The organism is Cytobacillus firmus DS1, from assembly GCF_000565285.1.
Lineage (GTDB): Bacteria > Bacillota > Bacilli > Bacillales > Cytobacillaceae > Cytobacillus > Cytobacillus firmus_A.
Map to the genome: position 1 here is coordinate 29,536 of NZ_APVL01000001.1, position 19,410 is coordinate 48,945.

Below are 19,410 nucleotides of genomic sequence, written 5' to 3' on the forward strand. Positions count from 1 at the left end.
TGTGTGTTCCGACAGCACACTATCTTCCTTTTATCCCGGCTATTCTATAGGATTTAAAAAGGTGATATGATTAAAAATATTCAGCCATTTATACTATGGAAACGGAGATACTGCCTTGCGTAAAATGAGTATTTTAATAATTTGCATCACGTGCATCGTCCTTGGCTATTTTACATTAGCACTCGCAAAGAAAGCGTTTACAGCGAGAGAGGATCTCCCAGCTGCTGCAGACGAACAGGATATGAAATACCGGCTGGTCCTTATTACCCAGGAGTTAGACACACCTTTCTGGGACAAGGCAGGCATTGCAGCAAAGGAACAGGCGCGGAAGGATGGAGCAAGCCTTGAAGTCTGGGGAAGCTATGGAAAGAACCAGGAAGACTTTCTAAAGAAGCTGGAGATCGCGATTCAGTCGAAAGTGGACGGCATTATCGTTCAGGGTCTGGACACCCCGGAATTTAAAGATTTAGTTAAGGTAAAAGCGGCTTTTTATGGCATTCCGATTATAACAGTGGCCAATGATGTGCCCAAAGCCGAAAGCCTGAGAAAAACATACGTCGGCTCGGATCAATATCTCGCGGGGGAGTTGATTGCAGAGCAGCTTATCGACGACATGGGCCATGAGGGAAAAGTCATTCTCATGGGCGACAAGCATAAGGAATATTATCTGCAGCAGCGCTTAAACGGCATTCATGAAGTCTTGAAGGATTATCCGGGCATCCGGACTGTCTATGCTGAAACGACGGATGTCAGGGAGGAAATTATTGCTTCCACCCAGAATATGCTGAATCAAAACCCGGATACTGATAGTTTTATAGCGATTAAAGCCAATATAGCCGAAGCGATGATTCAGGAAATTGGCAGGCGATCACAGGTCGAACCTTATTATATCTATTCATTCGATGATGGTCCGGATTCACTGTCTTTACTTAAACAGGGAAAGCTCGATGGAATTATTGAACAATCTCCTGAGAAAATGGGAAGCCTCAGTGCTGAGCTGATCTTAAAATGGCTTAAAGACGAAGAAGTGCCGCTGAAATCTGACGGCTATCTTACTGATATCAGGATATTAAAGGCGATGGAAGAGCAATGAACAAAATTCATAAGAAGATCTGGACACTCACAACGGTCATTCTATTGATTATGGCAGCCATTTGGATAACACTTACCTATTATAATCAGAAGACTCAGAATCAATATAACGACATTCTTCAGCGATACCTCCGGATGAACGAGGTTACAAGAACTAGCCAGCAGGTAATCGCAGACTTGAATAACTATTTTATCACGCCAACTCCGGAAAATTTGGAAAAGCTGAACAATAGCAAGAAAAAAATGGAAAATGTGCAAAGCGAAGTTTTATATCTTCGAAATTCGGAAAATGAGTTTGCTTTGACCAATTATATAAATCTGATTGACAGCCTGGCAGAGACGGCAGACAGGTCCCTTCTGTTCTTTAATGAACATGAGAAAGAGGATTCCGCTAAAGAATTTGCGGAAGCGACGCGCATCTCGATGTATATCTCCGAGATGACGCTTACGCTAATTGATAGTGAACTGAATACCTATGAACGCTTTTACAGGGGAATCATTGAACAATCCGGGGAAATTAAAAAGCTGGGGATTTGGGTTATGCTGATGATCACCTGTCTCTTGATGCTTTTAACCTATGGATTTTCCTTAAGCATTACGAAGCCTGTACAGAAGCTGACTCAAGCTGCGAATGAGTTATCAAGGGGAAGATTTCACCTGCCGATAAAGGTCGATTCGAATGATGAAATTGCCTTCCTTGCCCAAACCTTTGACCGCATGCGGATTAATATCAATAATCTGATATCAGAGATTCAGCATAAAGCACAGCTGGAGCATGAGCTGCAGGAAAGCAAACTGCTGCTGAAGGAAAGCCAGCTATTGAATCTGCAGAGCCAGATCAATCCCCACTTTCTATTTAATACACTTAATACTCTTTCAAAGAAAGCCTACCTGGAAGGCTCACATGAAACCAGCGACCTGCTGGTGAGTGTTGCGGGCCTGCTGCGCTATAACTTAAAAAGACTTGATCGGCCTGTCACACTCAGGGAAGAAGTGATGGTACTGCAGCAGTATATGGATATCCAAAAAGCCAGATTTACAGATCGCCTGCAGTTAAAGATGTCAATCGATGAATCCTGTCTCCAAGTGGACATCCCTGGCCTCACACTGCAGCCGATCATTGAGAATGCTGTTAACTATGCAGTTGAACCAAGGGAAGAAGGCGGAATCATTTGGTTTCGCATTCAGGACGGGAATGACTGTGTGATTATAGAGGTGGAAGACGATGGTCCCGGCATTGATGACTCCAAAATTAAACAGATTCTTCAAGGGCAATTTATCCAAACGGATGGAAAAACAACAGGCATCGGATTTACCAATGTCGTCAGGCGACTCCGGCTATTTTATGGATATGAAAATATTATGAATATCGAAAGCAGTGCAGACGGAACAAAAGTGGTGATGAAAATACCGAAAGATAGGAGGGGGGCAGCATGACAAAACTCCTGATCGCGGATGATGAACAAATTGAAAGGGAAGGACTGGAAGTGATTCTGCAGAAGGCATTTCCGGACGTTGAAATCAGCCAGGCGAAAAATGGAAAGATGGCTGTCCAATTGGCTAAAGAGCTTTATCCTGACTTAATTCTGATGGACATTCAAATGCCGGGGATGAATGGCCTCGAAGCGATTAAGCTGATCAGTGAAGATGATCCTGATATTAAATTTATCATGATTACCGCATTCGATACTTTCGATTATGCCCGCCAGGCGATAAAACTTGGGGTCAAAGACTATCTGCTGAAGCCAAGCAAGATCACTGAAATTGAGGCTACAGTTGGGAAGGTGCTTGAAGAGATTGAAGAAGAGCGGAAATTCCGCGCATTGACGAAGCTTCAAAAGGATGCGCTGCAAAGGGCCCTTCCGGTGATTGAGACGGACGTCGTAACACAGCTGCTGTTCGATCACGTCCATGAAGTTCATTTGGATATGCTGGTTGAAATGCTCGAAATTCCTTCAACCGATGAACAATTTGTTATGAGCATTTTGCTGCCTGAAGGACATGAACATCTTTATACCCCGGTAAAAGAGAAGGTAAGGCAAGCAGGCAGTGCATGGGTAGGTGCCCTATATGGCCGCCAGCTGCCGATCATTGTTTTTCGGGAAAAGCAGCAATCATTCCGATCTCAGGCGATATCCATTGCTGGTGAAATCCTGTCCCTTCCGAAAAAGGCTTCTTCAGAAGGCTGGTTCATAGGGATTGGGAACGCTTGCGGATCATTGCAGACCATCCGTCAATCCTATCAGGAATCTCTCATTGCCACGATGGACTCCACTCTTCCTGTTAAATACCGATTTTATTCGGATGTGCCGGCTCTTAGCGCCGGGGAAGATCTGCAGCTGACTAAAGAGCGGGAAAAACAGTTTTTCGATCAGGTCAGGCTTGGTAAATGGGATCAGGTCAGTCTTAGTGTAATGGAGATGATTCAGCGGTGTGAAAGAGAAAGAGAAGGGGTTGTTCAAGCGCAGCAGCGTGTGCTGCAGATGCTCTGGATTGCTTCGCGGGTAATGAGTGAAATTGGGGTTGAAGCTCCCGCACCGTTCTTTGCTTATCAAACCCGGGATTTCCGCCAATTGCGCACGGGAACCGAACAACTGCTTAAATCAATGAAAAAATCGTATTTGGAGCATTACGACCGTCTGGAAGCGGACACCATCCAGCAGCTGAAATACTATATAACTGAACATTCCCATGAGGATATTTCTCTTGAAGCACTGGGAAGGAAAGTGGGGCTCAGCCCAATTTACATCAGTAAAATGTTCAAAGAAAAGCTTGGGGTGAATTATATCGACTTTCTGACTGAATGCCGCATTGAAAAAGCAAAGAAGCTGATGGCTGATTCCGGGAAAAGCCTGAAAGAAATCACCTTTGAGGTAGGTTATCATGAACCGAATTATTTCAGCAAGGTTTTCAAAAAAATGTGCGGCCAGTCACCGACAGAGTTCCGCAAAGCCCTTTTGGGCAAATAGGATTGATGAAAGAAAAAAGGGGCAAGGCAGATGTATAGAATCCAATGGAAGCTCATGTTGACTGCGCTGTTTCTGGTATGCGTCCTGTCAGCCTGTAAAACAGAAGCTGTCCGCGATGTGAATTCCGGAAATGCTGTTCCTGCTGCCGGTGAAGTAATGGATGGCGGCGGGGAGGAGGAGCCAATTAAGATCGGCTTTTCAATGGATACACTATTGGAAGAGCGCTGGCTTAAGGATAGAGATCTTTTCAAGGAGGCTGTTGAAGAGCTTGGAGCAGAAGTGGAGATCATGGCGGCTAATGGTGATGACGCCGTTCAGATATCGCAGGCGGAAACCTTAATTAAACAGGGGGTAGACCTGCTGGTTGTCGTTCCCCATAATGCTGAGGCGACTGCCTCAATTGTCAAAAAGGCACACGAGGCTGGCATTAAGGTAATCTCATATGACCGGCTCGTGAAAAATGCGGATATAGACTTATACATATCTTTTGATAATGAAAAAGTTGGCGAGCTGCAGGCAGAAGCAATCACGAGGCTGGTTCCTAAGGGAAAGTATGTATACATTGGGGGAGCTGTCACCGACCATAATGCTCATTTATTCAAGAGAGGAGTCTTTAACGTGCTGCAGCCCTTAATTGAAAAAGGAGATATACAGGTTGTATATGATCAATGGTCAAGAGATTGGACGCCGGCCAATGCATTTGTGAACATGGAAGAAGCGCTTAACGCCAATCAGGGTCAAATAGACGCGGTGATTGCAGCAAACGATGCAACCGCGGGCGGTGCCATCCAGGCGCTGGCAGTCCAAGGGCTGGCAGGGAAAATCCCTGTTGCCGGACAGGATGCCGAGCTTGCCGCTGCCCAGCGTATCATCAGAGGCACGCAGACGATGACGGTATACAAGCCGATTGGAATACTGACAAGAAAAGCGGCAGAACTGGCAGTCAAAATGGCAAAAGGAGAGTCTGTTGAAGCAAACCAAAAAATCAATAATGGCAAAATCGAGGTCCCTGCCGTCCTTCTTCCGCCAATTGCCGTAGATAAAGATAATATGGATAGGACTATTATTGAAGATGGGTTCCATTCCCGGGAAGATGTTTATAAGTAAGAATGTTTACCTCTCCAGGTATTGCCTGAACCGATCTCTGCTGGTATGATAAATGTAATTATAATGAAATGGAGGTTTTCCTTTTGACAGCATCAATGAGACTAAGAAACCCGCTTTTCAATCGTTAATTGAATACGTTTGAAGGCTCTGCCTATTTTCAGAGCAGCGGGATTGGTCTGTCTATTTAAGGAAACCTATATTTAACGGTATTTTTTAAAGAGGGGATGAATTTCTCCTCTTTTTTGCTGTCTTCAGAAATAGAATATAGAGATCGGATTGATTCGGCTGAATGTATAGGCAAAGCTTGTTTTTATTAAACATAGAAATGAGTGATTAGCAATGAATATAATAAATCCTAATCTGAAGGAGAATTGGCTGAAGAATATTATTCTCTTTTTGAGCAGTCAGACGATTTCGCTTTTTGGATCGTCCCTTGTTCAATACGCCATTATGTGGCATATTACCTTAACGACAGAATCCGGTTTGATGATGACTCTCTACATTATTTGCGGGTTCATTCCTACCTTCTTTTTATCGCCGGTCGCGGGTGTCTGGGCAGACCGGTACAATCGGAAGATGCTGATTATTTTAGCAGATGGTCTTATTGCCCTTTCTACACTGATTCTTGCTATCCTGTTTTTAATGGGGTATGAATCCATCTGGCTGCTGTTTGTCATGGCAGGGATTCGTGCTCTGGGAACAGGAATCCAGACCCCTGCAGTCGGGGCGATTCTGCCGCAGATTGTCCCTAAGGAGAAATTGACAAAGGTAAATGGGGTAAATGGGAGCATACAGGCTGTCATTATGTTTGTTTCACCAATGGTCAGTGCCGCTTTAATCGCAATGGCGTCGCTTGAAGTCATCTTTTTCATCGATGTCATCACTGCGGCGATTGCCATTGTCACACTGATGACGTTTGTCAAAATTGCTGTGCACAAAAAAGCAGCAGCGGAACAGACAACGAGCTACTTCAGCGACTTTAAACAAGGGCTGCAATATGTGAATAGCAATCCGTTCCTGAAGAAATTTTTCTTGTTCTTTGCCATATTCATCGTGCTAATGGCGCCTGCTGCCTTTCTGACGCCGCTGCAGGTTACCCGCACCTTTGGAGGAGATGTGTGGGAACTGACTGCCATAGAAATTGCCTTTTCAGTCGGAATGATGGCTGGAGGCGGGATTATTGCTTCCTGGGGTGGATATCCAAATAAAATTACAACCATGACCCTTGCCAGTCTCATCATGGGGATCTGCACCCTGGCACTCGGCATCGTGCCGATTTTCTGGATCTATTTATTGTTCATGGCGTTCTTCGGGGTTGCCATGCCAATTTTCAATACACCGGTAACCGTATTGCTGCAGGAAAAAATTGAAGAGAATTATTTAGGCAGAGTGTTTGGTGTCATGGGGATGATCTCCACCTCCATGATGCCGATTGGTATGCTGATATTTGGCCCGATTGCAGATGTCATTGCCATCGAATGGCTTCTTGTGGGAACAGGGGCATTCATTATCCTGTTAGCTGTTATATTAGGCCGGGATCAGGTGCTTTTGGAAGCAGGGAAGCCTGGGCTGAGTGAATTGTAAGGAATCTTGTAAAATGGAGCTGTCATATTGGCAGCTCTATTTTTATCGCAGTCTAACGGGCAGTAAGACCCCTACTTCAAGACTCGGAGGAATCAAAGGAGGATAAGTGGGGGCCAAACTGCCCGTAAAGGCCCTATTGGTTCAACTAACAATCAGTGGGGGATAAAGAAAACCCCCACTGATTGAAGTTTCACTTTATGTGAATACAGGGAACAACTGTGCAGAAGGAGAATAGTTATACGTAACATATTCCAAGGAGATGCTCATACTGGGTGAGCTTATTAAATGAAAGGAAAGTGCTTAAACATGGATTTAGAGACGGTTATGCAGGAGCTCGAGGCTCTTGGCAAGGAACGGACCAAGAAGATGTACATATCAAACGGCGCGCACGAGCCGCTTTTTGGTGTTGCAACAGGTGCAATGAAGTCAATCGCTAAAAAAATTAAAAAAAATCAGCCTTTGGCGGAGGAGTTATACGCCACAGGGAACTACGATGCCATGTACTTTGCAGGCGTCATTGCAGATCCTGAGGCTATGACCGAAGCGGATTTTGACCGCTGGATGGATGATGCATATTTTTACATGCTGTCCGATTATGTAGTGGCTGTTACATTAGCTGAAGCAGATATTGCACAGGAAGTTGCTGATAAATGGATTGAAAGCGGGGAAGAACTGCGGATGTCAGGCGGATGGAGCTGCTATTGCTGGCTTTTGGGAAATCGTCCGGACGCTGAATTTTCAGAGGCGAAGCTGGCCAAAATGCTTGATAAAGTGAAAGACACTATCCACAATTCTCCGGAGCGTACGAAATCCGCCATGAATAATTTTGTCTATACAGTGGGTGTTTCTTTTTTGCCGCTCCATGTAAAGGCGCTTGAGATTGCAAAAGCCATTGGGCCGGTTGAAATGAAACGGGATAAGAAGAAAAGCACCATCCTGCAGTCCTCAGAAAATATCCAAAAGGAAGCAGATAGAGGAAAGATTGGCTTTAAACGGAAATATGTTAGATGCTAAACCTATTGGGGCCGGATGGGACAATGAACTTGTCCCTTTGTGTTATAATGAGGAACTTAGGAATGATGTGATGCGCTAATAATGGAGCAGATGAACGCTCAGGCTATTAAATATGGAGGGTAAGGTAATGAATAAACGATGGACCATCAGCAAAATTAACGAATTTGTTGAGAAAAACTCAGATAGTAAGCTCCTATCGACTGAATATCATGGGTTTTCTCAAAAGCTGCTTTTTCAATGTGCATGCGGCAGCCAGTTTGAAAAAACATTTACGAAATTCAAAAATAATCACCAGCGCAAATGTGACGTTTGCCAGCCGCCTAAAGCGTCACGCTAAAGGGACACGGGGACAGGTACACTGTCCTTTTTTCAGTTCTGTATTTTAAGAATTCATTTGAAAGCAGGTCATAAAATGAAAACAGAAAAAGAAAAAATGCTGGCCGGAGAAATGTATGATCCTGCCGATCCGGTATTATTAAAGGAACGCGAGGAAGCAAGGCGAAAGGTCAGAATGTACAATCAGACTCTGGAGACTGAAGGGGAAAAGCGAATAAAGTTATTAAAGGAGCTACTTGGGTCTGCCGGAGAAAACGTATATATGGAGCCCAATATCAGGTTTGATTACGGCTATAATACGCATGTAGGTGAAAACTTTTTTGCGAACTTCGACTGTACCATCCTGGATGTCTGTGAAGTGCGTTTTGGAGATAATTGCATGCTTGCACCTGGCGTACATATCTATACGGCAACGCATCCCCTTCATCCTGCAGAACGCAATTCAGGCAGGGAATATGCAAAGCCTATTACGATTGGAAACAATGTGTGGGTCGGGGGAAGTGCAGTCATTAATCCAGGTGTAACAATAGGGGACAATGCGGTGATCGCATCAGGTGCAGTTGTTACGAAAGATGTGCCTGATAATGTAGTAGTTGGCGGAAATCCGGCGAAAATCATCAGACAGATTGAGCTGTAGATATTTTTAAGTAAAATGAAATGCCATTTCCCTTGTCGTAAGGAGTCCCGATAATGTGGAGAAAACTTAAATTCTCAGCTCAAAAAGCAAGCGATTTTGTAGCATAAATAGCAAGTAAATCAAGACACACAAATAACTTGGGATATCCCAAGTATGTGTCGTTCTTATTCAACTTTTCTTTCATTTTTGGTAATGTGAAGAGTTATCATTAAACCAGTCAATCCTGCAAGCAGGGAAGGAGGGATACTCCATAAAAGATAACTCCATTCCCCTGTAAACAAAGAAATAAAAAGAAACACAATTGGAAAACCTACTAATACAATTAAAGAAACGAAAAATGCAAGTTTATTATTTTTCATAACTCTAACCTCCAAATTTCTTAAAAAATATTTAATGAAATAACTGAATTTTCACATTTTTTTAATTAAATTATACCATATAGTGTTGCAAAACCTTGAGTTATTTTCCAAATAAACAATACCATATTACAGTTTTTAGAAAACTTTTCACCAAATATCGGCTGTGATGTATTTGCTGCTGACATATTCAAAGGTGAACTCGTAATAGCATCGCAGTCCTATCCAAAGAATTCCCTCTGAATGAATAACATGAATCCTCTAAGAGAAAACTTCTTATAAAAAAGCCGGAGGGAAATTCATGAGAGAAAATAAAGAAGGAATGGGCAAGGACTTAAAAAGCATACATGAACAAGGTTGGAAGGATGTCAGCAGTACAGAATATGGCCTTGAATCAGTTGCAGAAGGCTGCGATTTTGCTGAGGGGGAAAAGGAAAAACCTCGTGAGTGTGGCGGTCTATGATGACGAATGTTCAGGATGTTTATAGGGTTTATTTTTAACAGAAAATCATACAAAGCAGACGCACTTCTGAACAATGCAAGGCGCAGTCATTTCATGCAGACAAAAAGTTATTAAAGTCATTCCAGTCAAAGGCTCCTCGTTAAAGGGGTCTTTTTGTATTGAGTGGATATGTTCTCCTTTTACAGCTTGCTTATCCCTTTAGCCGCATACTGCTGTACTGTTTTTAGAAATAGGATAAAGATGCAAAAATAGCATAAAAAACGAGCTGGTGTTCATACGTTAATAAAGGTATGACAAAGGTAAAGGAGGGCTTCTATGTTTTATCACATCAAAGAGCTTCAATATCATGCCAAGCCTGAAAGACCGGATCCGGTTTATGCTAAGAAGCTGCAGGAAGTACTTGGCGGCCAATTCGGCGAAATTTCGGTTGCCGTGCAATACTTATTTCAAGGATGGAATACCCGCGGGGATGGAAAGTACCGCGACTTATTAATGGATACAGGAACGGAAGAACTGGCTCATATCGAGATGCTATGTACCATGATAGCGCGACTGTTGGATGGGGCGCCGGTGGGAGCCCAGGAAGAGGCTGCTAAGGATCCAGTCATGGAAGCTATAATGGGAGGGATGAACCCTCAGCATGTAATCGTTTCCGGACTTGGTGCAATGCCGGCGGATAGTGTCGGCAACCGTTGGAAGGCAGATTATATTGCTGCAAGCGGAAACCTGCTGGCTGACTTCCGAGCGAATCTTACAGCAGAATCCCAGGGACGCCTTCAGGTAGCCAGACTTTATAACGAAACAACGGACCGTGGAGTAAGGGATATGCTATCCTGGCTGCTCGCGAGGGATACGATGCACCAAAATCAATGGATTGCAGCGATTCAGGAATTAGAATCGAAAGAAAATATCGTGGTTCCGAGCACGTTCCCTAAAAACTTGGAAAAGCAGGAAGTCTCCTATGTTTTATTCAATTTTTCAGATGGTGATCAAAGTGCCAAAGGGCGCTGGGCCAGCGGACCGAGTATGGATGGACTGGGTACGTTCCAGTATGTTCAAAATCCGCAGCCATTTGCAAAAAAACCTAAGCTGAAGCCGGCTCCGCCATATATCTATAATACTCCGCCTTCGGTGATGCGGCAGGAACAAATTCCTCCAAGTCTGTCTTAAATAAAATTCCCTGCTTTCATTTTAGGCAGGGAGTTTTCATTTGCCTCTGATACTGAAATTTCCACTTAAAAATCCTATTGGGGCATCTTTTACTATTCGTTTTCCCTGCGGTCTTCCGGGCTAAGAGGGGTAATCTTCTCTGATGCTTCTATCCTTTAACGCAGGTATACCTGTTGTGCACCCCTATTACCAGCTGTTGCTTCAGTCATATTTTCAGCCAAATATTTATGGAAAAAGTATTCAAATATAGCAGTACCTTTTGCAGCAATTAAGGACATGGTTAAGAGGTTTTCCCATCCCGTTAAGATGGAACTCATATTAACACTATAGCCTGGCCGAAATCGGCTGTGGTAATGGTGTTGCCGGTTCTTGGAAGGTTCGGCATATCCCCCAGCATATAAGATATGATGCCCAGTAAAGCTGTTATAAGAAATACGTTTATAAAGTTAATCCCAAAAATCATGCAAAGTAAGATATATAGGACCACCAGGCTTCCTATAAATTTAAGTCCCATAGCTTTTCCGTGGAGCATATTCACTCCTCCTCTCCTATTAGTCTGTTTGTACTGGGGAAATATATTCCCTCGACCTTAATTAGAAGAAGTCCATGATTAACAGTAGAAAAAACTTCTGACAAACTACATGAAAAAGCCGATAGCTTCCTATTTTTCCGGAAGCTATCGGCTTTACGTTTTGAATCAGGTGCTTACAGCAGGGTAATATTATTTTCCCGGCAGTCTATTAGTGTTTTTTGGTTCCAGACAGAAACCTGGACTTCACCTATATGTGCTTTCTTTAATAAAAACATACAAAATCTTGACTGCCCGATCCCTCCTCCTATTGTATAAGGGAGTTCCCCATTCAGGAGGGATCTATGATATTCCAGGTGCATTCGCTCCTCATTATTTTCAAGCTTTAATTGTTTTAGCAGGGTATATTCGTCTACCCTTATACCCATCGAAGAGATCTCAATAGACCTCTCCAGCAGCGGGCTCCAGAATAGAATATCTCCGTTTAATGACCAGTCATCATAGTCTGGAGAACGGCTGTCATGTTTTATGCCGGAACGGAGAGTCCTCCCGATTTGCATTAGAAAAACAGCTCCGTATTCTTTTGCGACCACATCCTCACGTTCCTTTGGTGACAGGTGAGGATACAGGTCTTCAAGCTCCTGGGCTGTAATAAAATAGATATCATCCGGCAATATTGGCTTAAGTGCGGGGTGAAACTCCCACATGTATTTTTCAGCAGATTTCATGGCCTGGAAAATAGACCTTACTTCAGCTTTTAATGTTTTAAGATTGCGCTGATCTTTTGAAATTACTTTCTCCCAGTCCCATTGATCGACATACATGGAGTGAAGGTTATCTAATATCTCATCTCTCCTGATGGCATTCATATTCGTGTAAAGACCTTCACCCTCGGTAAATCCATATCTGCTTAAAGCAACCCGTTTCCACTTTGCCAGTGATTGAACGATTTCAATTTGATGGTCTTTAACATCTAATGCATCAAAAGATACAGCTCGTTCACTGCCGCTTAAATTATCATTTACTCCATTACCTTTTCTTAATAGCAAGGGTGGAGATACCTTAATTAGGTTTAAATTCCCCGAAAGAATGGATTCAAAATGCTCTTTAAGTTCATTCACAGCAATCTCTGTGTGCATTACATTCAGTATAGATTTGTATCCGCCTCTTGGAATTAATAATGATTTAGCTATTTCAACCGCCTCCAAAAATTTGAGAAAATCCAGACTGAAAACCCAACGGATTTTCTACTCTATTTGAAAATCCTGTCAATTCCGTTCCTTTCAAGAAAACTAAAATATGTTATGTAATATTTTTCTGAACCGTTACATCCAAAGTTAATAGGGATAAAAAACACCTGTTATTTTTACATAAAAAGTTATTCTTCAAGCTTAAGTAAAAGAATAATTTATATCGGCAAAAACATAATAACGGTTAACAGCATTTCGTCATTCTTATTTGTCGGCCATGAACAGCAGAGTACAACCTGTGATTACGGTAAAATTTTGAGAAATAGGTGGTTTTCTGATGACAGTAACTGAAGTAATTCTCCGTGTTGCCATTTCATTCATATTGCTCTTTGTATTAGCAAGAATAATGGGACGCAAAGAAATAAGCCAAATGACTTTTTTTAACTGGACTTCTGCCATTGGAATTGGTTCTATCACCGCAAACCTTGCTGTGAATACTAATTTAAGCATCAGGAATGGAGTTATTGCTTTAGTTGTTTGGACCCTTTTTACACTATTAATGGACATGGTGGATCTTAAGTCAAAACTGGGAAGAAGAGTGACTACGGGAGATGCGCTGATAGTGGTAAAGAATGGAGAGGTCATAGAAGGCGCTCTAAAAAAATCGCGCCTGGATATTGATTCAATGCGGGCAATGTTAAGGGAGAAAAATGTATTTTCACTTGGGGATGTAGACTACGCAATACTGGAATCAAGCGGGAATTTATCAGTCTTAGTGAAGGAAAGCAAGCAGGCGGCAACCAAAAGTGATTTAAACGGGGTAAATCCAAAAACAACAATCTTTCCCCTTGCAACAGAAGTTATTTCCGACGGGAAAATAAATAAAGGAAATATTTCTAAATTGAATCTCGACGAAAGCTGGCTTGCAGAGGAGCTGAGAAAAGCGAATATTCAATCAGTCAATGATGTCTTTTATGCCGAAGTCCAGCAGGATGGAAGTCTTTATTTAGATAAAAGAGATGATATTCATTAATGCACACAGAATTAGAATTTTAAGGGAATTTATATTGAAGGTTCCCGCTTTTACCCAAAGCCGCTTTCATTAGGTTAACAGCTTCATTGGGTTTGTAAAAATACATAAGGAGAAAGGATGAGTTTTGTTAACATAAACTTTATTTGGCTTTTAACATGACTACATACCAGATCAACATTTCACTTCTAAAATATGGGTGAATACATATTTTAGATAGGAGATGGAGAGCATGAACAAAAAATTATTAATTGGTACAGGGGTGGCCTTGTCATTGCTGTTCAGCCCAATCAGCCAGGCGTTCGCAGCAGAAGAGGCAACAGGAGAAAGGAAACAAGTGGATAATATAGCGCACCGCGGTGCAACTGGGTATGCACCGGAGAATACGATAGCCGGCTTTGACCTGGCTGTGGACATGAAAGCTGATTATATCGAAATTGATGTTCAAAGAAGCAAAGATGGCGAATTAGTGGTCATCCACGATACATCTGTAGATCGTACAACAGATGGAACCGGAAAAGTAGGGGATTTAACGTTTGACTATTTAAGAAGTCTAGATGCCGGCAGCTGGAAAGGGGAACAATTTGCAGGAGAACCAATTCCGGCATTTGAAGAGATTCTGGATCGTTACCATGGTAAGGTTGGAATATTAATAGAATTGAAGGCTCCCGAGCTTTACCCTGGCATTGAAGAACAAGTGGCAGATGCATTAAAAGAACGAAATCTTGATAAACCGCAAAATGAAAAAATCATTATCCAGTCTTTTAACTTTGAGTCCATGAAAAAGATGGACCAGCTTCTGCCTAAAGTTCCGATTGGTGTACTGACATCTAATCGTGCTGATACTACAGCGGAAGCCTTACAGGAATTTTCAGCTTATGCTGATTGGTTTAATCCAAGCTATGGAATTGTCACCGAAGAATTAGTGAATCAGGTTCACTCTCTTGGCATGCAAATTGGATCATGGACAGTGCGCAGCCAGGAAGCAGCGGACTTCCTGTTCGAGATGGAAGTTGACGCTATCATCACGGATTATCCGGATTATGTTGATCCCAGAAACTAATTTTATAAAAAAATTAAAGATACAAGAAACTCGTCATATTTGACGGGTTTTTATTTTTTTCTCAAGCTCTAATAGATATTTAAAATAATAATATTATTTTACCAAACTAAATATAGAAAAAGGCCATACAAAAACTGTAATGTCATCGCTTACATAAAATTTTCAATAATTTAAATTGACTGAAAAGTATAATTGTATTATTATTCTAATAATATATTTTATTCGCAACACGAATGAATAGGTATTCATCTTAGAGAAGGGGATGGGAATTATGTCACAGTTATTAGCTTTGGTTATTCTATTACTTATTTTATTTATTGGAGATCTGGTTGCGGTTCGGACAAAGGCGTGGGTGCCGTCCATTTTCGTCTGTGCCGTTCTGTTCCTTGCAGGTTATTGGACATTCTTTCCTCAGGATATCGTAGCACTGGCAGGGGTTCCGCCTGTTGTGGCAACGATGATGATGTACCTATTGATTACCAATATGGGAACATTGCTTTCGATTAAGGAATTGAAAAATCAGTGGAAGACGATTGTGATTGCTTTATCAGGAATTTTAGGGATTATTGCGATATTACTTGGAATCGGGACGTTTATCTTTGGATTTAAAACGGTGGTTGTCGCTATTCCGCCATTGGTTGGCGGTGTGGTATCTGCCCTGATCATGTCGGAGGGTGCAAAGGAAGCGGGACTGGCTTCTCTATCTGTCTTTGCAATCGTGATTTATGTAATGCAGGGATTTGCGGGATATCCGCTCACATCTATCGTCCTGAAAAAAGAAGGAAAGCGGCTTTTGAAGCAGTACCGCAGCGGACAGCTTAATTATAAGTCGCAGGGGCCTGCAGCTGAAGAGACGGCTGCAGCATCAATGACAGCTCCAAAATCTGAGCTTAATCTTTTTAAAAATCTGCCGGAGAAATATAATACAGATTTCTTCAAATTTTTAAGATTGGCAGTAGTATCCTACCTTGCTTATCTGACATCGACACTGCTTGCTCCAGTTGCCAGTGTCAGTCCATTTGTTCTTTGCCTATTGTTCGGGGTTATTGCTACAAGTATTGGTTTCCTTGAAAAGCAGGTGCTGCAAAAAGCAAATGGCTTCGGTTTTGCGATCATGGCCCTGATGCTCTTTATTTTTGACGGCTTAAAGCAGGCTACACCAGGGATGATGCTTGAAATTATCTATCCGCTTGCCGGAACCATTATTTTGGGTGTAATCGGAATGTATGTCTTCTCATTTATCGCAGGGAAAATTTTAAAAGTGAGCAAGGAAATGGCGTTTGCTGTTTCACTGACGGCATTATATGGTTTCCCGGCTGACTACATTATTACAAATGAAGTCATTAAAGCATTAACCGAAGATGAAAAAGAAAGGGAAATGCTGACCAGCAATATGCTGCCGCCTATGCTTGTCGGCGGATTCATCACTGTGACCATTGTGTCGGTCGTGCTGGCAGGAATTTTTGTCGGACTTTTATAAGAAAGGGATGGAATTGAAATGAGTGAAGTTCAGATAAGAAAAATTGTGAATCTGGAAAAAGTACAGGAGCGAATCGAAGGTCATATTGACACTTTAAGCAAATATACGGCAACTCCTGGCAGAGGGACAACAAGGCTGACATATAGTCAGGAGGATCTGCTTGCCCGGAAGTATATTAAGGAGAAAATGAAGGAAACGGGTTTGACTGTGCGTGAGGATGGATTGGGCAATATTTTTGGAAGACTTGAAGGATCCTTAAAAGATGCACCAAGTGTTCTGGTCGGCTCTCACTTTGATTCCGTGCCGAATGGGGGATCCTATGATGGGCCTGCCGGAGTTGTAGCAGGACTTGAAGTGGCAGCACTTTTTACTGAGAATGGATTAACGCCGAAATATCCTCTGGAGGTTATCGCCCTTATCGAAGAGGAAGGCTCCAGGTTTGGCGGCGGCTTAATGGGTTCGCGGGGGATGGCCGGTTTGCTGAGTGAGGAAGACTTCAAATCATTGAAGGATAAAGATGGCATTACGACAGTTGAAGCCATGGAGAAAATCGGGCTGGATCCATCTCTCCCGAAAACAAGAGATCCGAAGACAGTAAAGGCTTACCTGGAATTGCATATCGAACAGGGTCCAATTTTAGAAGAAAAGAATATCCCGATCGGTGTAGTCGAAACGATTGTCGGTTTAACACAATTGGAAGTAACCGTAAAAGGTAAGGCCGGGCACGCAGGGACTACTCCGATGGACAGAAGGTCGGATGCTTTGGTCGCGGCTGCCGGGATGATCGCGCAATTTCCTGAGCTTGCTGCATCAGAAGGAGAAGGGACGGTTGTGACAACGGGACGATTGCAGGTATATCCAAACGGAGCCAATGTGATTCCCGAGCAAACAGTATTTTCTGTAGACATACGCTCCGGCAAGGAGGAACATGTCCAGAATGTCATTCAGAAAGTGAAGGAATTAGCAGAGTCCTATCTTGATAGCGGAATAGAAATAACGGTTGAGCAGCTTTTATATATTCAGCCAAAAGAGATGAATAAAGAGATTGTCAGTCTGCTAAAGGAGAAAAGCAGTAAACTGGGTTTCCCTTCATGCTCCATGAATAGCGGCGCCGGACACGATGCCATGATTTTCGCTGATTACACAAGTACCGGAATGCTATTCATTCCAAGCAAAAATGGTTTGAGTCATTGTCCGGAAGAATGGTCTGATTCCCTGCATATTGCCGAAGCTGTCCAAATTCTGTTTGAGGCAGCAATAGAGCTAACGGAGGCGGAATAAGCAATGGTTCATAACAGAATGAAGGAATTGATCGGGGCGTATAGTGATGAATTAACGGAGCTGCGCAGAAAATTGCATCGTGAACCGGAATTGTCGTGGGAGGAATTTAAAACCACCCAATTTATCTGTGAGTACCTGGATGGCTTAGGCATCCCTTACAGAAGGACAGAACCAACGGGTGTGATTGCAGAAATTGCAGGTGGACAGCCGGGGAAGACGGTAGCTTTAAGGGGAGACATGGATGCGCTGCAGGTGGAGGAATTGAACAAGGATCTGCCTTATGCCTCCCTGGAAAATGGCAAAATGCATGCATGCGGACATGATGCCCATACCGCGATGCTGCTGGTTGCCGCCAAGGCGTTAAATGAGATAAAAGAAGAATTGCCGGGGAATGTCCGCCTGCTGTTCCAGCCAGCTGAAGAAGTAGCGGAAGGAGCGAAGATGATGGTGGAACAGGGAGCAATGGAAGGTGTGGACAATGTCTTTGGCATCCACATCTGGTCGCAAATGCCGACACACAAGGTATCCTGTACACCTGGACCATCCTTCGCATCAGCTGATATCTTCAAGGTGACATTCAAAGGGAAAGGCGGGCATGGGGCGATGCCTCATGATTGCATTGATGCGGCTGTTGTTGCTTCTTCCTTTGTCATGAATGTTCAGAGCGTGGTATCCAGAACCATTGATGCCCAGCTGCCCGCCGTACTCACCATTGGGAAAATGACGGTGGGCACAAGATTCAACATCATTGCTGAAAATGCAGTCATAGAGGGAACAGTCCGCTGCTTCGATCCAGAAACAAGGGCTCATATTGAAAAACAGCTGCAGCATTATGCTGAAAACACGGCAGCTATCTATGGTGCTAAAGCAGAGGTGGATTACATTCGGGGTTCGCAGGCAGTAATCAATGATGAATACAGTGCGATGCTCGTCCAAAAGGTTGCTTCTGAAGCTTTTGGGAAAGATGTCCTTTACAATGAAAAACCAACAATGGGTGCGGAGGACTTCAGCTTCTTCCTGGACAAAGCACCAGGCAGCTTCGCCCTCGTCGGCAGCGGCAACCCAGAAAAAGGCACATATTGGGCGCACCACCACGGAAAATTTAATATTGACGAAGACGCCTTAACAACTGGTGCAGAGCTTTATGCGCAATATGCCTGGGCATACTTGAACGAAAAGTGATAAAGCTGTTAAATCCGTTCCTCTTACAGGAGGAGCGGATTTATTTTAACTATTAAAGACATGAAAAAAAGAAGCAGTTGATTAACTCTGCTCCCTATACACTATTGATTTATATAATTCCTGTGACTAAGGAGAAAAGGTGGTTGTCGCTGGATCTCTAATAGTTGTGCAGATAGCTTGGCGGAATGTAGTTTAGGGGCAGTGGACGTAAAATTACTTTAATGTCGGTGGGCATTTCAAAATCGCGCTGTGCTTGTTTTAAATAATGATACATGGCTTTCCCGCCGACTGAATTGGCAGAGTGAACAGTTATGCGATCCGCAAATAACTGTTTTTGAACCATTATATGAACAAGCATAAGACCATTTCTAGATTTGTTTACCAAATCATGGTCTAAAGACAAGTGGTCAATTTCATAGGTCTGAAGCAAAAGGATACATTCATCAATGGTCTCAACTAATACATGACCATCCGGCGCTTTCCGATAATCATCCAGAAATACGCTTATTTTCTCCATTTTTTTAATCCCCTTTCGAAGGGGTGACTTAGAAAATTCAAGTGACCCTAATGATTTGATACTCGTTTAATTGTAACATACATATGTAAGCAATGATACCGAAGAGGGATGGGACTATAGTAATTAATATAGGCTGTGATTCCTTTTTTTTGATACAGTTTGTATTCTGAAACGTGCTTTGGAGGCGAATCTCTGGCAGGTGAGTCGGGACTTGGCGCTGCTATGGGACATAGAATGAGGAAATCCGGGCTGCGGAGTTTGAACTTGGAGAAACTTCTGACAGAGAAAGCAGAAATCCGCGGTTCAGAGTCCGAACCTGAAGCAGCTTCGGAATAATCAAGCTTTTTATTTTTATTGAAAAAACTCAGTGTCAGTATATTGACAAACATTTCAAAAAAATATATGATAAA

Annotated in this window: 19 protein-coding genes; 15 read left to right on the plus strand and 4 right to left on the minus strand. The window is 42.8% G+C overall.

The genetic code is table 11. The features are described 5' to 3' along the window. Positions 1-115 precede the first annotated feature (115 nt). From PBF_RS00190 to PBF_RS00225, 8 genes are all read left to right on the plus strand, one after another. The gene (locus PBF_RS00190) at positions 116-1,093 is read left to right on the plus strand and encodes a sugar ABC transporter substrate-binding protein (protein WP_035325512.1); all 978 of its coding nucleotides are present in this window, start codon (positions 116-118) and stop codon (positions 1,091-1,093) included. Next, complete coding sequence (locus tag PBF_RS00195) at positions 1,090-2,529, plus strand: sensor histidine kinase (RefSeq protein WP_035325515.1); 1,440 nt, start codon at positions 1,090-1,092, stop codon at positions 2,527-2,529. Before PBF_RS00190 ends, PBF_RS00195 begins: the two co-directional genes overlap by 4 nt. Continuing rightward, positions 2,526-4,061: a response regulator gene (locus tag PBF_RS00200; RefSeq protein ID WP_035325517.1), complete on the plus strand. Its 1,536-nt coding sequence runs from the start codon at positions 2,526-2,528 to the stop codon at positions 4,059-4,061. The genes PBF_RS00195 and PBF_RS00200 overlap by 4 nt, the downstream gene beginning before the upstream one ends. Before the next feature lie 30 nt (positions 4,062-4,091). Beyond that, positions 4,092-5,168: a D-xylose ABC transporter substrate-binding protein gene (gene xylF / locus PBF_RS00205; RefSeq protein ID WP_035325518.1), complete on the plus strand. Its 1,077-nt coding sequence runs from the start codon at positions 4,092-4,094 to the stop codon at positions 5,166-5,168. 339 nt (positions 5,169-5,507) lie between these two features. Continuing rightward, positions 5,508-6,752, plus strand: a complete 1,245-nt coding sequence (locus PBF_RS00210; protein ID WP_035325520.1) for an MFS transporter — start codon at positions 5,508-5,510, stop codon at positions 6,750-6,752. A gap of 306 nt (positions 6,753-7,058) precedes the next feature. Further along, positions 7,059-7,766, plus strand: coding sequence for a DNA alkylation repair protein (locus tag PBF_RS00215; protein WP_035326569.1), 708 nt, complete (start codon positions 7,059-7,061; stop codon positions 7,764-7,766). A gap of 127 nt (positions 7,767-7,893) precedes the next feature. Beyond that, positions 7,894-8,103, plus strand: a complete 210-nt coding sequence (locus PBF_RS00220; RefSeq protein ID WP_035325521.1) for a hypothetical protein — start codon at positions 7,894-7,896, stop codon at positions 8,101-8,103. A 75-nt stretch (positions 8,104-8,178) separates the two neighbouring features. Next, positions 8,179-8,739, plus strand: coding sequence for a sugar O-acetyltransferase (locus tag PBF_RS00225; RefSeq protein WP_035325527.1), 561 nt, complete (start codon positions 8,179-8,181; stop codon positions 8,737-8,739). A gap of 164 nt (positions 8,740-8,903) precedes the next feature. On the opposite strand, the gene PBF_RS00230 is transcribed toward PBF_RS00225, so the two are convergent. Continuing rightward, positions 8,904-9,098: a hypothetical protein gene (locus PBF_RS00230; RefSeq protein WP_035325529.1), complete on the minus strand. Its 195-nt coding sequence runs from the start codon at positions 9,096-9,098 to the stop codon at positions 8,904-8,906. A 298-nt stretch (positions 9,099-9,396) separates the two neighbouring features. Between PBF_RS00230 and PBF_RS26335 the strand changes: the two genes are divergently transcribed. Both PBF_RS26335 and PBF_RS00235 read left to right on the plus strand, forming a co-directional pair. Beyond that, positions 9,397-9,558, plus strand: coding sequence for a hypothetical protein (locus PBF_RS26335; protein WP_200869986.1), 162 nt, complete (start codon positions 9,397-9,399; stop codon positions 9,556-9,558). A 315-nt stretch (positions 9,559-9,873) separates the two neighbouring features. Next, positions 9,874-10,728, plus strand: a complete 855-nt coding sequence (locus tag PBF_RS00235; RefSeq protein WP_035325531.1) for a manganese catalase family protein — start codon at positions 9,874-9,876, stop codon at positions 10,726-10,728. Positions 10,729-11,041: 313 nt separating this feature from the next. Here PBF_RS00235 and PBF_RS26630 read toward each other — a convergent pair whose 3' ends face one another. Together PBF_RS26630 and asnA are read right to left on the minus strand one after the other, a co-directional pair. After that, positions 11,042-11,260, minus strand: coding sequence for a DUF2512 family protein (locus PBF_RS26630; RefSeq protein ID WP_235192168.1), 219 nt, complete (start codon positions 11,258-11,260; stop codon positions 11,042-11,044). A gap of 173 nt (positions 11,261-11,433) precedes the next feature. Next, positions 11,434-12,396 (minus strand): aspartate--ammonia ligase, encoded by a 963-nt coding sequence (gene asnA, locus PBF_RS00245; RefSeq protein WP_152539658.1) that lies wholly within the window; start codon positions 12,394-12,396, stop codon positions 11,434-11,436. A 388-nt stretch (positions 12,397-12,784) separates the two neighbouring features. Between asnA and PBF_RS00250 the strand changes: the two genes are divergently transcribed. The 5 genes from PBF_RS00250 to PBF_RS00270 all read left to right on the plus strand — a co-directional run bounded on the left by PBF_RS00250 (position 12,785) and on the right by PBF_RS00270 (position 18,483). Continuing rightward, a complete protein-coding gene (locus tag PBF_RS00250) occupies positions 12,785-13,480 on the plus strand; it encodes a YetF domain-containing protein (protein ID WP_035325535.1) in 696 nt (231 codons plus the stop codon). Positions 13,481-13,709: 229 nt separating this feature from the next. Next, on the plus strand, positions 13,710-14,540 hold the full coding sequence (locus tag PBF_RS00255) for a glycerophosphodiester phosphodiesterase (protein ID WP_035325541.1): 831 nt from the start codon (positions 13,710-13,712) through the stop codon (positions 14,538-14,540). Between the two features lie 271 nt (positions 14,541-14,811). After that, the gene (locus PBF_RS00260; RefSeq protein ID WP_035325542.1) at positions 14,812-16,020 is read left to right on the plus strand and encodes a hypothetical protein; all 1,209 of its coding nucleotides are present in this window, start codon (positions 14,812-14,814) and stop codon (positions 16,018-16,020) included. Positions 16,021-16,038: 18 nt separating this feature from the next. Continuing rightward, on the plus strand, positions 16,039-17,301 hold the full coding sequence (locus PBF_RS00265) for a Zn-dependent hydrolase (RefSeq protein ID WP_035325545.1): 1,263 nt from the start codon (positions 16,039-16,041) through the stop codon (positions 17,299-17,301). Between the two features lie 3 nt (positions 17,302-17,304). After that, a complete protein-coding gene (locus tag PBF_RS00270; RefSeq protein WP_035325547.1) occupies positions 17,305-18,483 on the plus strand; it encodes a M20 family metallopeptidase in 1,179 nt (392 codons plus the stop codon). Positions 18,484-18,640: 157 nt separating this feature from the next. Here PBF_RS00270 and PBF_RS00275 read toward each other — a convergent pair whose 3' ends face one another. Continuing rightward, entirely contained in the window at positions 18,641-19,000 is a 360-nt protein-coding gene (locus PBF_RS00275) for a cyclic-phosphate processing receiver domain-containing protein (protein WP_035325550.1), read from the minus strand. Positions 19,001-19,410 lie beyond the last annotated feature (410 nt).